Raw genomic sequence first — 12,295 nt, 5'->3', positions numbered from 1 at the left:
TCCGCGCGCGAGGGCGGCCCTACCCCTTCCGGACCCGGCCGCCGAGCACGGCGCCCACCAGCGCCACGCCCGCCATGGTCAGGAAGATCACCGTGAACGCGCCGGCCGAGCCGGCGCCCTCGGCGCCCTCGTGGGCGGCGGCCACCGAGCCGCCGCCCAGCGCCGAGAAGAGCACCCCGGACAGGCCCACCAGCAGCACGTTGCCGAGCGCGTCGCTCATCTGCAGCGAGGCCGAGTTGGCCCCGGCGTCCTCCGGTGCGGAGAGCCTCATCATCAGCACGCTGACACTCGCCACCGTCAGGCCCATGCCGATCCCGCCGACGCCCCAGGCCAGCGCCGCCACCCAGGCCGGCACCGCCGGGACGAGCACCAGCGCCGCCCCCGCGATCGCCACCGCCGTCAGCAGGAAGCCCCAGCGGATCATCGCCTCCCGGTACCGCTCCGCACCGGGCCGGCCCTGCAGCCAGGAGCCCAGCGCCCAGGAGAGGCCGCCGCTGGTCAGGGTCAGGCCGGCCAGCGTCGGCGACAGGCCGCGCTGGGTGACCATCATCAGCGGGATGAAGGCCTCCGCCGCGAAGAACGCCCCCGCGGCCACCCCGCGCAGCAGGATCACGGTCGGCAGCCCGCGCGCGGCGCGCAGCGTCCCGGCCGGCAGCAGCCCCAGGACGGCGGGCACCAGCAGCGCCGCCCCCGCCAGTGCCGGGAGCAGCCCGAGCGGGTCCAGCCGCTGGCCGGCGTACTGCAGCAGGCCGGCCCCCAGCGCCGCCATCGCGGCCAGCCGCGTGCGGCGGCGGTCGAAGTCCGCGCCGGTCGCCACCGGCTGCTCCCGCTCGGAACGGCGCAGCGCCGGCCCCATCACCGCGAGCGGCAGCAGGATCAGCACCGGGACGGCGAGGAACACCCAGCGCCAGCCCAGGTGGTCGGTGACCGCGCCGGAGACCACCGGGCCGACGATCGAGGGCAGCACCCAGGCCGAGGAGAAGGCCGCGAACACGGCCGGCCGCAACCGCTCCGGGTAGGCCCGCCCGACCACCACGTAGAGGGCGACGATCACCAGTCCGCCGCCGAGGCCCTGGATCGCCCGACCGGCCACGAAGACCCACATCCCGGGCGCCGCCCCGGCCACCACCAGGCCCGCGCCGAACACCGCGATGCCGGTGAACAGCGGTTGCAGCGGGCCCCGCCGGTCGCACCACTGGCCGGAGACGACCAGGGCGAACAGCGTGGTGGTGAAGTAGCCGGAGAAGGCGAAGGCGTACAGCTGGAGCCCGTCCAGCTGTCGGGCCGCCACCGGCATCGCGGTGTTGACGGCCGTCGCCTCGAAGGCGAGTAGCAGCACCACGGAGACGATCCCCAGGGTCAGCGCCCGGTAGCGGCCGGTGAGGACACCACCCCCGGGATCGGTCGCGTCGGGGGGTATCGGGGCGGAATCGACCGAGGTGGGGGAGGCTGTGGTCATACGGGACATCGTAAGGCCCGTCGACCCTTATGACCCCTGACCAACGGCCCCGGGCCGACTGGTCCGCAGGGCGTAGGCCACAGGTCCCGAGCGGGGTGGCGGCCCGCTCAGTGCAGCACCTTGAGGCCCACCACGCCGGAGACGATCAGCAGCAGGCAGCCGATCCGCGCCGCGGTGACCGCGTCCCCCAGGACGGCCATTCCGTACAGCGCCGTACCGATCGCGCCGATGCCGACCCAGACCGCGTAGCCGGTGCCGATCGGGATGGAGCGCATGGCGTACGCCAGACCGCCCATGCTGAGCGCCAGCGCGATGCCGAAGACGATCGTGGGAACGAGCCGGGAGAAGCCCTTGGAGGAGTCCAGGGCCACCGCCCAGACGGTCTCCAGGACGCCGGAGACGATGAGAACGAGCCATGCCATGACGAGGGACCTCCGCAGTCAGCAGCGGCCGGGTTGCCGCTGTGCTGCGCCGTCTTGTCGTCACCGGGTACGACGCGCTCGTCCGGGGTGGCCGGACTCCGACCACCTGCCTCCGACGGTAGCACGGCCCGCCACACAGAATTTACACAAGGACATTGACGTGCCGACCGGCATTCCGCCAAGATGAATTCATCAACACGGCGAACGACGACAGGAGTCGACGATGGACAGGAAGACGGTGGCCCTTTCCGCACCCCGTGCCTGTGCCGTGACTCCCCGGTGTTGTCGCGCCTGTCGCTGTTGCCGCTGCGCCTGAGCGCACCTGCGGTACAGCTCCTCCACGGCCGTGTGCCCGAGTGGTTTAGGGAACCGCCTGCAAAGCGGTTTACACGGGTTCGATTCCCGTCATGGCCTCCACCGAAATGAATGGCCGGTCCGCGCGAATGACGCGGGCCGGCCATTCGGCGTTCCCGCAATTCTCCGGGAATTCACCCCGGGGGGGGTGGGGCGCCGGGCCGGCGCCCCACCGCGCGGTCAGCCGGTGACGGCGTCCTCGGGCCGGATCGGCAGCCGTCCGACCGGCAGGCCGGTCGCGGCCCGGACGGCGGCCGCGACGGCGGCCGGGGCCACCACCGCGGGGGCCGCGCTGACCGCCTTGGCACCGAAGGTGGCGACCACGTCGCGCTCCTCCAGCAGGGCGGCGATCCGGACCTCGGGGGTGTCCAGGGCGGTCGGCAGCCGGTAGCCGGTCAGCGAGGGGTTCAGCAGCAGGCCGCCCTCGGTGCGCAGGTCCTCCAGCAGGGCCAGCCCCACGCCCTGGGCCACGCCCGCCTCGATCCGGTCCTCGATCTGGCGCGGGTTGAGCGCCCGGCCGACGTCCTGGGCCACGGTCACGTCCACCACCCGGACCGCGCCCAGCTCGATGTCCACGTCCACCACCGCGCGCATCGCGCAGAACGCGATGGAGACGAACGCGTCACCGTGCCCGGCCTCGTCCAGCGGCTCGGTCGGGTGCGGGCGGCACTGCGCGGTCGCCCAGAGCTCCTTGCCCTCCAGCGCCTCCGCGACCGGCATGCCGAGCACGCCGTCGTAGGAGGTGATCTTGCCGTCGGAGATCTGCAGCAGCTCCACCGACATCCCGAAGTTGGCGGCGATCGGCTGGAGCAGCTGGTGGCGGACCATCAACGCGGCCCGCTCGACCGCGCCGCCGGAGACCCAGGTGTGCCGGCCGCGGGCGGCGGGCCCGGCGATCGACTGGTCGCTGTCGGCCGGTGCGATGTAGACCTCGTTGATCCCCAGCACCGACTGCACGATCTGCCGCGCCAGGGTGGCGAAGCCCTGGCCGGCGTCGACGGCCGCGCAGATCACCGTGGCGTGGTCGCCGCTGACCCGCACCGTCGCGGTGGAGACCTCGTCCTCGCCCTCGGCGCCCAGCATGTGCACCATGCCGACCGCGTAGCCGATACCGCGCCGCACCGCCGCCGGGTCGCCGGCGCCGCCGGGCCCGCCGGGCAGCAGCCACTCGGCGTCCGGGTCGTCCACCGGCAGCGCGGGCAGCGGCTCCTCGGCGACGGCCTCCAGCAGCGCGGCCACCGGCGCGGGGCAGGTGACGGCCTGGCCGGTGGGCATCGGGTCACCGGTCGCCATCGCGTTGCGCCGGCGGATCTCCACCGGGTCCACGCCGACCCGGGCGGCCAGCTGGTCCAGCTGCGACTCGTAGGCGAAGCAGGCCTGCAGGGCGCCCTCGCCGCGCATCCGGCCGGCCGGCGGGTTGTTGGTGCGCACCGCCCAGGCGTCCACGAAGACGTTCGGGCAGACGTAGGGGCCGACCGAGAAGGCGGCGGCGGCGGCCAGCGCCTCGGCCGAGACGTCCGCGTAGGCGCCGCCGTCCAGCAGGATCTGCGCCTCCACCTTGACCAGCCTGCCCTCGGCGTCGGCGTGGTGGCGGTAGCGCAGCAGCGCCGGGTGGCGGGAGGTGTGGGTGTGGAACGACTCCTCACGGGTGAGGGTCATCTTCACCGGGCGGCCGGTGCGCAGCGCCAGCAGCGCCAGGGTGACCTGGAAGGAGAGGTCCTCGCGGTCCGAGGTGGCACCGGGCACGCCGGTGACCACCAGCCGGACCCGGTCCGGCTCCAGCCCGAGGCAGGCGGCGGTGCGGTCGCGGTCGCCGTGCGGGTCGGTGGACGACAGGTGCAGTTCGACGCCGCCGTCCGGGCGCGGCACGGCCAGGCCCGCCTCGGCGCCGAGCGGCGCCGGGTCCTGACGGCCGACCTGGTAGAGGCCCTCGACGATGATCTCGCCGGCCGCGTCGGGGTCACCGGTGCGCAGCGGCAGGTGCCGGAAGAGGTTGCCGTCCGGGTGCAGCGGGCCGGCCGTGAAGGCCTGCTCGGGATCGGTCACCGCCTCCAGGGGCTCGTACTCGACGGTGATCAGACCGACCGCCAGCCGGGCGGTGTCGGGGTGGTCGGCGGCGACCGCGGCGACCGGCTCGCCGTGGTGGCGCACCACACCGGCGGCCAGGACCGGCCGGTCCGCGACGATCGGCCCGGCCGGGGCGCCGTCGGGGGTGCCGTCCGGACCGGGCGGCAGGTCGGCGGAGGTCACCACCGCGTGCACGCCCGGCAGCGCGAGCGCGGCCGAGGTGTCGATGCCCTTGATGCGCGCGTGCGGGTGCGGCGAGCGCAGCACCGCGCCCCAGAGCAGGCCCTCGGCCCAGAGGTCGGCGGCGTACGGGTAGATGCCGAGCGCCTTCGGCAGGGCGTCGCTGCGCAGCGGGGAGCTGCCCAGCCCGAACGGCTCCCGTGCGCCGCCCTCGTCGCCGTCCTGCTGGGGTGCTGCGCCGATGTCGGTAGGCGACGTCATGATGCGTGGTCGTCCTCGGGGAGCCGGATGCCGTGGGCGGGGGTGGCACCGTACGGGACGCCGGCGGGGGCGGTGCCCCCGGCCGGGCCCCCGTGCGCGGGCGCGGGGACGTACGGCGTGCCGGGGGCGGGCGTGCCGTCGAAGCCGGCCCCGTCGAAGGCGGTGCCGTCGAAGCCGCCGCCGGGTGCCGGGATGCCGTGCGCGGGGGTCTGCTCGTAGACCGGGCCGTCGTACGGCGAGGCGTCGTAGCCGGACTGCGGCGGATAGCCCCCGTCCGGGTAGCCGCCGGGCAGGTAGGTGCCGTGCGCGGGGGTGCCCTGGTACGGCGGCTGCCCGGGGTAGCCCTGCGGCGGGTAGTACCCCTGCCCCTCGCCGGCCTGGGCGGGGATGCCCGGGACGGGCGGGAGCACCGCGGTGTCGTACACGCCGGTGTCGTAGCCGCCCTGGCCGTCGGGGGTGCCGTAGGGAACGCCGACGCCGAGGCCCGTCCCGGCGGTGGTCGGGGTCTCCTCGACGGGCGCCTGCGGGACGTGCTCGATCCAGGCGTCGGCGTCGGTGTAGACCGGTAGGTCGGCGGCGGTCCGGGCGGTGGGCTCGGGCGCCGCCCGGACCGCCGCCGACGCGGTGTCGCCGGCCGGAACGGCCGCCTCGGCGGCGGCCGCGTGGGCCTCCTCCGCCTCCTCGGCCTCCAGGGCGCGGGCGTCGGCGACGCTCTGCACCGCGGCCAGGACGCCCCGGTAGCCGGTGCAACGGCAGAGGTTGCCGCAGAGCGCCTGCCGGGCCTCGACCTCGGTGGGCCGGTGGTTGCGCTGGAGCAGGTCGTGGACGGCCATCGCCATGCCGGGTGTGCAGTAGCCGCACTGCACCGCGCCCGACTCGGCCAGCGCCTGCTGGACCTCGCTGGCGCCACCACCGGCCGACAGGCCCTCGACGGTGTTGATCTCGCTGTCCGCGGCCAGCGCGGCGGGCACCAGGCAGCCGGCCACCAGCTGGCCGTCCACCTGGACCGAGCAGGCGCCGCACTCGCCCTGCTCGCAGCCGTCCTTGGCGCCGGCCAGCCCGAGCCGTTCGCGCAGCACGTAGAGCAGGCTCTCGCCGATCCAGGCGTCGGTGACGGGCCGTTCGAAACCGTTGACCCGCAGCGTGTACGAGGCGCAGGGGCGCAGCTCGCGGCTGACCTGCGGCGCGTGGTCGAGCGGGCCGGCGTCGAGGGTTCCGATGGGGTCAGTGGTCACTTCAGCGCCCTTCCCAGTGCCCGGCGGGCCAGCACCGATACGGTACGCCGCAGCCGAACGGCGGCCGCGCTCGGCCCCTCGGTCACGGCCTCCCAGGCGCCCTCGGCGCCGTAGCTGTCGGGTACGCAGGCGGCGGCCACGTACTCGCCGAAGGCGGCCGTCGCGGTGGGGTCGATCTCGCGGCTGCCGTCCCAGTCGATGCAGCCGGCCACCCAGGCCTCGGCCTCCAGCGGGCGCAGCGGCACCGGGGCGACGGCCCCGACGGCGCAGCGCACGGCGCGCCGGGCGGGGTCGAGGACGAGTGCGACGGAGGCGGTGGCGCGGGCCGGGCCGCTGCGGCCGGTGGCCTTGAGGAAGACCTGCGGGGCGTGCAGCAGCGGGACGCGCACCCAGGTGAGCAGTTCGCCGGGGCGCAGCGGGTCGAGGCCGGTGAGCAGGTGGCTGACCGGGACCTCACGGGTGGCGCCGGCCCGGGCGAGGGTCGCGGTGGCCTCCAGCGCGGCCAGCACCGGGAGGGTGTCACCGGCCGGCGAGGCGGTGACGATGTTGCCGCCGAGGGTGCCGACGTTGCGCACCTGCGGGGGGCCCGCGGTCCGGGCGGCGTCGGCGAGGGCGGGGATCAGGGCCGCGAAGTCGGGGCGGTCCATCCGGGCGTGGGTGAGTCCGGCGCCGAGGACGGCGGTGCCGCCGTCCTCGTAGCGCCAGCCGCGCAGTTCGGTGATCCGGCCGAGGCCGATCAGGGCGGCGGGGCGCAGCCGCCCGGCATTGACGGCCTCCATCAAGTCGGTGGCGCCCGCCACCGGTACCGCGGCCGGGGTGGCGGCCAGCGCGTCGACGGCCTCGTCGAGGGAGGCCGGCAGCATGATCGTCCGGTTCACCTGGGTCCCACCGTGCTCCACTTGCTCATCGATCGCCTGCCGCCCGCGGCCCTCGGCCGGGGTGTCCGCGTCGGCAGCCCGGCCTGGCCCGTAGGGTACGGGCGATCGGGCCGGGTTGGGCAACTCTGGCACACAATGCTCGATGATCATTTCGGGACGGGCGAACGGAACTGCCCGATTGGGACGCATACCGGGCGGTATCTGCTCCGGCCCGAAACCGGACCGGAGCAGATGTTCATCTCTTCTTGACGTCGGATGACCACTCAGAAGTTCCCGGGCGCCACCGGGCCGGTCGTCGGACCGCGGTCAGACCACCGGCGGCAGCCCCTCGATCGGGCGTCCGGCCACCCCGGGCCGGCGCTGCCAGGGGTGCGGCCCGTCGGCCGGCCGGTACTCGACGCCGAGCGCGTCCAGCACCGCCCGGTGGGACTCCATCCGGCGCTCGAAGCCCGCGTAGTCGCGCTCGGCCGGGTCGGCGGGCAGCGCGGACCAGGCCACCTCCGAGAAGGCCGCCAACCGGGGGAAGGCCCGGTAGTCGATGTCCCGGGCGCTGTCCATGAACTCGCTCCACAGGTTGGCCTGGGTACCGATCACCCGACGGGCCGCGACCTCGTCGAGCTGCGCCGGCACCGGCTCGAAGCGGTACACGTCCTCCAGGGTGCGGACGAAGCCGACCGGGATCGGCTCGTCCGCGCCCGGGGCCTGTCGGTGGTCCAGGTAGACGTGCTGCTCGGGGCACATCACCACGTCGTGCCCGGCCCGGGCGGCGGCGATCCCGCCGCCGTAGCCGCGCCAGGAGGAGACGGCGGCCCCCGGGGCCAGCCCGCCCTCCAGGATCTCGTCCCAGCCGATCAGCCGGCGCCCGCGCTCGGCCAGCCACCGGTCGAAGTGGCGGATCACCCAGCTCTGCAGCTCGTCCTCGTTGCTCAGGCCGAGCTCCCGGATCCGCTCCTGGGCCGCGGCGCTGTCCTTCCACTGCTCCTTCGGGCACTCGTCGCCGCCCAGGTGGACGAACTCGGACGGGAAGAGCTCCAGGACCTCCTCCAGCACCCCCTCGAAGAACCGGATGGTGCCCTCGGAGGGGTTGAGCACGTTGTGGCTCACGCCCCAGTCGGTCCACACGCCCAGGGCCGCGGTGTCCACCACGTCGGTGTTGCCCAGTTCGGGGTAGGCGCAGATGGCGGCCTGGGAGTGACCCGGAAGGTCGATCTCCGGCACCACGGTGATCGCCCGTTCGGCGGCGTACGCGATGATCTCGCGCAGGTCGTCCTGGGTGTAGAAGCCGCCGTGCGGGCGGTCGTCGCGGCGCTGGCCGGACCGGTAGCCGACCATCGAGCGCTCGCGCCAGGAGGCCAGCTCGGTGAGCTTCGGGTACCGCTTGATCTCCACCCGCCAGCCCTGGTCGTCGGTCAGGTGCAGGTGGAGCACGTTGAGCTTGTGCGCGGAGAGCTGGTCGATGAAGCGCAGGACGTCGGACTTGGGCAGGAAGTGGCGGGCGACGTCCAGCAGCGCGCCGCGCCAGCCGAAGCGGGGGGCGTCCTCGATGTCGACGCCGGGCAGCACCCACCCGGTGTCGCGCAGCGGGGCCCGGCGGTAGGCGTCCGGGCCGAGCAGCCGGCGCAGGGTCTGCGCGCCCCAGAGCGCGCCGGCCGGGCCGCCGGCCGTGACCACGGCGTGGCCGGGGCGCACCGCGATCCGGTACGCCTCACCGGCCAGCGACCCGTCGTGGACCAGTTCGATGCCCTCGCCGGGCCGCCCCGGGCCGAGCGGCAGCCCGGTGGCGGTGGTCAGCGCGGTGCGCAGCCACCGCTCGGCGCCGGCCAGCGCCGGCGGCGCGGTCAGGGTGGTGCTGCGGTCGAGGGGGAAGTCCTGGTCCTGGAGGCGGACGGAACTCAAGGGGGCGGGAATGAGGTCCATTCCGCCATCCTGCCCCCGGCCCGGCCAACTGGCATAGACCACTCGGCACAATGCGGCACAGTGCAAAACGGCGCTGTGCAGAACGGCGCCGTGCAGAACGCCGCGCGGGGCGACGCTCCGCGCGGCGGCACCCCGCCGGACCGCCCGGCCCGGACCGGGCTACTTGTCGTCGCCGCCCTTGCCGTCCTGGGGCTTGCCGATGCCGTCGTAGATCTCCTTGCACATCGGGCAGACCGGGTACTTCTTCGGGTCGCGGCCGGGCACCCACACCTTGCCGCAGAGCGCCACCACGGGGGACCCGGAGAGCGCGCTCTCCATGATCTTGTCCTTCTGGACGTAGTGCGCGAAGCGCTCGTGGTCGCCGTCCCCGTTGGAGACCTGTGGGACGGGCTCGACCAGGGTGCCGGTGCCGAGGCCGCGCTCGGGCTCAAGAGTGCTCATGGGTGCCAAGTCTATGGGCGCCCCGGGAAACCCGGCCAGTGTCGTGCCGGCGACGCCGCCCGCGCGGCCGGCGCGGCGCTCCGGACGGGGCCGCCGGCCGGTCCGCCGGTCAGTTCAGCGTGGGGTCGTCCGGGTACGTCGCCAGCAGTGCCACCGGGCCGCGCTGACGGCGCAGCACGGCGCGCCACAGCCGCTCCGGCTCGGGATTGGAGATGTCCCCCGGCTCGCAGTCGACCAGGTACCAGGCCCCGGTGCCGAGCTCCGCCTCCAGCTGCCCCGGCGACCAGCCCGCGTACCCGGCGAAGATCCGCAGGCCCCCGAGCTCCCCGGCCAGCACCTCGGGCGGCGCCTCCAGGTCCACCAGGCCGATCGCCCCGTGCACCCGCCGCCAGCCGAGCGGCTCGACGGTCTCCGGCTCCCCCGGCGCCACCGCCAGGCCGAGCGCCGAGTCCAGCGCCACCGGCCCGCCCTGGAACACCACGGCCGGGTGGCCGACCAGGGCGCCCCAGCCGTCCAGTACGGCGCCCACCTCCACCGGCGTCGGCCGGTTGAGGACCACACCGAGCGCCCCCTCGGCGTCGTGGTCGAGGAGGAGCACCACCGCCCGGGCGAAGTTCGGGTCGGTGAGCACGGGCGTCGCGACGAGCAAGCGGCCGGTGTGCGACCGGCCTCCGTGGGTGTGGGCCGCCGTCATGTCTCACATGATCCCGCAGAACCACCGGGGCCGGACACCTCAACGCGAAGCCGGCCGACGAAGACCCGCCGCCCCGCGCGAACACCCTCGCGAACACCCGTACGGACGCATCGGCGGGCGGAGGACCACCCCGGGAGAGCACCATCACGGGAGAGGCACACGGGAACCACCGAGACGCCTACTACCATCTACTGATGGTGGACGCCCTTATACGGTGCCGACTCGGTCACGCCGGGGGCCCGAGCGCGCCCGTACGACCGGTCCACCGCCCGGCTCCCACCCGGAGCCGCACCCACTCCTCTGGCACCCCGGATTGCGAGAACGATGACCGACGACGTCCTGCTGGTCCACGGCGGAAACCCGCTCGAAGGCGAGATCCGCGTCCGCGGTGCGAAGAACCTGGTCCCCAAGGCCATGGTCGCCGCCCTCCTCGGGCAGGGCCCCAGCAGACTGCGCAACGTCCCGGACATCCGCGACGTCAAGGTGGTCCGCGGCCTGCTCCAGCTGCACGGGGTGACCGTGCGCACCGGCGACGAGGACGGCGAGCTGATCCTCGACCCCTCCCACGTGGAGAGCGCCAACGTCGCCGACATCGACGCGCACGCCGGCTCCTCGCGCATCCCGATCCTCTTCTGCGGCCCGCTGCTGCACCGCCTGGGCCACGCCTTCATCCCCGGCCTCGGCGGCTGTGACATCGGCGGCCGCCCCGTCGACTTCCACTTCGAGGTGCTGCGCCAGTTCGGTGCCAGCATCGAGAAGCACCCGCAGGGCACCTACCTGGTCGCCCCGCAGCGACTGCGCGGCACCCGGATCGAGCTGCCCTACCCCTCGGTCGGCGCGACCGAGCAGGTGCTGCTCACCGCCGTCCTGTGCGAGGGCGTCACCGAGCTGCGCAACGCGGCCGTCGAGCCGGAGATCGTCGACCTCATCTGCATCCTGCAGAAGATGGGCGCGATCATCACCATGGGCACCGACCGGACCATCCTGATCACCGGTGTGGACGAGCTCTCCGGCTACAACCACCGCGCCCTGCCGGACCGGCTGGAGTCCGCCTCCTGGGCCTGCGCGGCGCTGGCCACCAAGGGCGACATCTACGTCCGCGGCGCCCGCCAGCTGGAGATGATGACCTTCCTCAACACCTTCCGGAAGGTCGGCGGCGCCTTCGAGGTGGACGACGAGGGCATCCGGTTCTGGCACCCGGGCGGCGAGCTCAAGGCGATCGCGCTGGAGACCGACGTCCACCCCGGCTTCCAGACCGACTGGCAGCAGCCGCTGGTCGTCGCGCTGACCCAGGCGACCGGCCTGTCCATCGTGCACGAGACGGTGTACGAGTCGCGGCTGGGCTTCACCGGGGCACTGAACCAGATGGGCGCCCACATCCAGCTCTACCGCGAGTGCCTGGGCGCCACCCCGTGCCGCTTCGGCGCCCGCAACTTCCAGCACTCCGCGGTCGTCTCCGGCCCGTCCAAGCTGATCGGCTCCGAGCTGGTCATCCCGGACCTGCGCGGCGGCTTCTCGTACCTGATCGCGGCGCTGGCGGCCGAGGGCACCTCGACCGTGCACGGCATCGACCTGATCAACCGCGGCTACGAGAACTTCATGGAGAAGCTGCGCGACCTCGGCGCCCACGTCGAGCTGCCCAGCGAGCGGCTGGTCACCGCCTGACCGGCGGCCGCCGGTCAGGCGGCCACCACGGCGAGAGGCCGGGCTCCCCGAAGGGAACCCGGCCTCTCGGCGTTCAAGGGGTTGCTCAGGCGCCCTTGGCGGCTTCCTTGAGCTTGGAGCCCGCGCTCACCTTGGCGCTGTAGCCGGCCGCGATCTGGATCGGCTCACCGGTCTGCGGGTTGCGGGCGGTGCGGGCAGCGCGGTGGGTGCGCTCGAAGGTCAGGAAACCGGGGATGGTGACCTTCTCGTCGCCCTTGGCGACGACCTCGCCGACGATCTCGGCGAAGGCGGCCAGAACGGCGTCGGCGTCCTTGCGGGTCACCTCGGCGCGCTCGGACAGCGCGGCCACCAGCTCACTGCGGTTCATGTGTACTCCTGTGGTCTGTTCGCTTGCGGTGTACGGGGGCCCATCGGTACTCCCTCCGGGGGCACCGGATGGGCCGCAGGTCCGCACACAGTGCTCATTCAGGCAATGCGTGGTCGCAGGCCGGGTTCGCACCCTGTGCCGCGGTCGGTGCCCTCGAAGGCCCGTCTGCCTGCCTGGATACGAATCCTGCCCCGACCGGCCCCGAGAAAGCCAATCGGGCCCCGACCGTGCCACCCGAACAACGCCCGCCCGCCGGAGGTGTGACGCTCCGTCGGCTCCGGCGGACCGGCGCGGGCGGCGGTCGGGACGACGCGCCGGAAGACCAGGGGGACGTTCCGTACTTGTCGGACACGCC

At 74.2% G+C, this 12,295-nt stretch carries 10 protein-coding genes, 1 tRNA gene and 1 riboswitch; of the genes, 2 read left to right on the top strand and 9 right to left on the bottom strand.

What is annotated here, in order from left to right; all coding sequences use genetic code 11:
- Nucleotides 1–19 precede the first annotated feature (19 nt).
- Nucleotides 20–1,459, bottom strand: coding sequence for an MFS transporter (locus tag ACIQTO_RS24605; RefSeq protein WP_402391804.1), 1,440 nt, complete (start codon nucleotides 1,457–1,459; stop codon nucleotides 20–22).
- A gap of 107 nt (nucleotides 1,460–1,566) precedes the next feature.
- Entirely contained in the window at nucleotides 1,567–1,881 is a 315-nt protein-coding gene (locus tag ACIQTO_RS24600) for a DMT family transporter (protein ID WP_402391802.1), read from the bottom strand.
- A 43-nt stretch (nucleotides 1,882–1,924) separates the two neighbouring features.
- A riboswitch (guanidine-III (ykkC-III) riboswitch) is annotated at nucleotides 1,925–1,990 on the bottom strand.
- Between the two features lie 233 nt (nucleotides 1,991–2,223).
- Between ACIQTO_RS24600 and ACIQTO_RS24595 the strand changes: the two genes are divergently transcribed.
- Nucleotides 2,224–2,298 (top strand) — tRNA-Cys (locus tag ACIQTO_RS24595).
- Between the two features lie 117 nt (nucleotides 2,299–2,415).
- Here the strand turns inward: ACIQTO_RS24595 and ACIQTO_RS24590 are convergent.
- The 6 genes from ACIQTO_RS24590 to ACIQTO_RS24565 all read right to left on the bottom strand — a co-directional run bounded on the left by ACIQTO_RS24590 (nucleotide 2,416) and on the right by ACIQTO_RS24565 (nucleotide 9,908).
- Nucleotides 2,416–4,743: a xanthine dehydrogenase family protein molybdopterin-binding subunit gene (locus ACIQTO_RS24590; RefSeq protein WP_402391799.1), complete on the bottom strand. Its 2,328-nt coding sequence runs from the start codon at nucleotides 4,741–4,743 to the stop codon at nucleotides 2,416–2,418.
- Nucleotides 4,740–5,978 carry a 2Fe-2S iron-sulfur cluster-binding protein gene (locus ACIQTO_RS24585; RefSeq protein WP_402391796.1) on the bottom strand — a complete coding sequence of 413 codons (1,239 nt, stop codon included), beginning with the start codon at nucleotides 5,976–5,978 and terminating at the stop codon, nucleotides 4,740–4,742. Before ACIQTO_RS24585 ends, ACIQTO_RS24590 begins: the two co-directional genes overlap by 4 nt.
- The gene (locus ACIQTO_RS24580) at nucleotides 5,975–6,841 is read right to left on the bottom strand and encodes an FAD binding domain-containing protein (protein ID WP_360627824.1); all 867 of its coding nucleotides are present in this window, start codon (nucleotides 6,839–6,841) and stop codon (nucleotides 5,975–5,977) included. Before ACIQTO_RS24580 ends, ACIQTO_RS24585 begins: the two co-directional genes overlap by 4 nt.
- A gap of 321 nt (nucleotides 6,842–7,162) precedes the next feature.
- On the bottom strand, nucleotides 7,163–8,773 hold the full coding sequence (locus ACIQTO_RS24575) for a beta-N-acetylhexosaminidase (protein WP_402391793.1): 1,611 nt from the start codon (nucleotides 8,771–8,773) through the stop codon (nucleotides 7,163–7,165).
- A gap of 159 nt (nucleotides 8,774–8,932) precedes the next feature.
- On the bottom strand, nucleotides 8,933–9,214 hold the full coding sequence (locus ACIQTO_RS24570) for a DUF3039 domain-containing protein (RefSeq protein WP_174315682.1): 282 nt from the start codon (nucleotides 9,212–9,214) through the stop codon (nucleotides 8,933–8,935).
- A gap of 109 nt (nucleotides 9,215–9,323) precedes the next feature.
- The gene (locus tag ACIQTO_RS24565; protein ID WP_402391790.1) at nucleotides 9,324–9,908 is read right to left on the bottom strand and encodes a YqgE/AlgH family protein; all 585 of its coding nucleotides are present in this window, start codon (nucleotides 9,906–9,908) and stop codon (nucleotides 9,324–9,326) included.
- A gap of 324 nt (nucleotides 9,909–10,232) precedes the next feature.
- Between ACIQTO_RS24565 and murA the strand changes: the two genes are divergently transcribed.
- Nucleotides 10,233–11,573, top strand: a complete 1,341-nt coding sequence (gene murA / locus ACIQTO_RS24560; RefSeq protein ID WP_402391788.1) for a UDP-N-acetylglucosamine 1-carboxyvinyltransferase — start codon at nucleotides 10,233–10,235, stop codon at nucleotides 11,571–11,573.
- A gap of 85 nt (nucleotides 11,574–11,658) precedes the next feature.
- On the opposite strand, the gene ACIQTO_RS24555 is transcribed toward murA, so the two are convergent.
- Nucleotides 11,659–11,940 (bottom strand): HU family DNA-binding protein, encoded by a 282-nt coding sequence (locus ACIQTO_RS24555; RefSeq protein ID WP_030059737.1) that lies wholly within the window; start codon nucleotides 11,938–11,940, stop codon nucleotides 11,659–11,661.
- Nucleotides 11,941–12,295 lie beyond the last annotated feature (355 nt).

The sequence above is a fragment of the Kitasatospora sp. NPDC091207 genome, from assembly GCF_044768625.1.
Taxonomy (GTDB): domain Bacteria; phylum Actinomycetota; class Actinomycetes; order Streptomycetales; family Streptomycetaceae; genus Kitasatospora.
The sequence above is the reverse complement of the archived record's forward strand: the minus strand, read 5'-3'. Positions and strand labels throughout refer to the sequence as shown.

Coding starts and splice junctions, on each gene's coding strand:
- ACIQTO_RS24570 (WP_174315682.1), bottom strand. CDS start 9,214: ATGAGCACTCTTGAGCCCGAGCGCGGCCTCGGCACCGGCACCCTGGTC.
- ACIQTO_RS24565 (WP_402391790.1), bottom strand. CDS start 9,908: ATGACGGCGGCCCACACCCACGGAGGCCGGTCGCACACCGGCCGCTTG.
- ACIQTO_RS24555 (WP_030059737.1), bottom strand. CDS start 11,940: ATGAACCGCAGTGAGCTGGTGGCCGCGCTGTCCGAGCGCGCCGAGGTG.
- ACIQTO_RS24600 (WP_402391802.1), bottom strand. CDS start 1,881: ATGGCATGGCTCGTTCTCATCGTCTCCGGCGTCCTGGAGACCGTCTGG.
- murA (WP_402391788.1), top strand. CDS start 10,233: ATGACCGACGACGTCCTGCTGGTCCACGGCGGAAACCCGCTCGAAGGC.
- ACIQTO_RS24590 (WP_402391799.1), bottom strand. CDS start 4,743: ATGACGTCGCCTACCGACATCGGCGCAGCACCCCAGCAGGACGGCGAC.
- ACIQTO_RS24580 (WP_360627824.1), bottom strand. CDS start 6,841: ATGCTGCCGGCCTCCCTCGACGAGGCCGTCGACGCGCTGGCCGCCACC.
- ACIQTO_RS24575 (WP_402391793.1), bottom strand. CDS start 8,773: ATGGACCTCATTCCCGCCCCCTTGAGTTCCGTCCGCCTCCAGGACCAG.
- ACIQTO_RS24605 (WP_402391804.1), bottom strand. CDS start 1,459: ATGACCACAGCCTCCCCCACCTCGGTCGATTCCGCCCCGATACCCCCC.